This is a genomic window from Streptomyces spinosisporus, assembly GCF_022698145.1.
Classification (GTDB): domain Bacteria; phylum Actinomycetota; class Actinomycetes; order Streptomycetales; family Streptomycetaceae; genus Streptomyces; species Streptomyces spinosisporus.
In genome coordinates this window covers 1-374 of sequence record NZ_JALDAX010000074.1, presented here as the reverse complement: position 1 = coordinate 374, position 374 = coordinate 1, and the positions used below count along the sequence as shown (strand labels likewise).

Here is a 374-nt window from a genome sequence, read left to right as displayed (position 1 = left end):
CCGCAAAGACCCCGACGGGCCCTACGGCGACTACTACGTGTGGGCCGACGACGACAAGCAATATCCCGACGCGCGGATCATCTTCGTCGACACCGAGGCCTCCAACTGGACCTTCGACCCCGTGCGGGGACAGTACTACTGGCACCGCTTCTTCTCCCACCAGCCGGACCTCAACTACGAGAACCCGGCCGTGCAGGAGGAGATCCTGGCCGCGCTGCGCTTCTGGCTGGACCTGGGCATCGACGGCTTCCGGCTCGACGCCGTGCCCTATCTCTATGCCGCCGAGGGCACCAACTGCGAGAACCTGCCCGCCAGTCACGCGTTCCTGAAGCGGGTCCGGCGCGAGATCGACTCCATGTATCCGGACACGGTGC

At 65.8% G+C, this 374-nt stretch carries 1 protein-coding gene; it reads left to right on the top strand.

From position 1 onward, the window contains the following. Window positions 1-374: alpha-amylase family glycosyl hydrolase (locus MQN93_RS43765; protein WP_242713929.1), on the top strand; the 374-nt coding region annotated here is incomplete at both ends.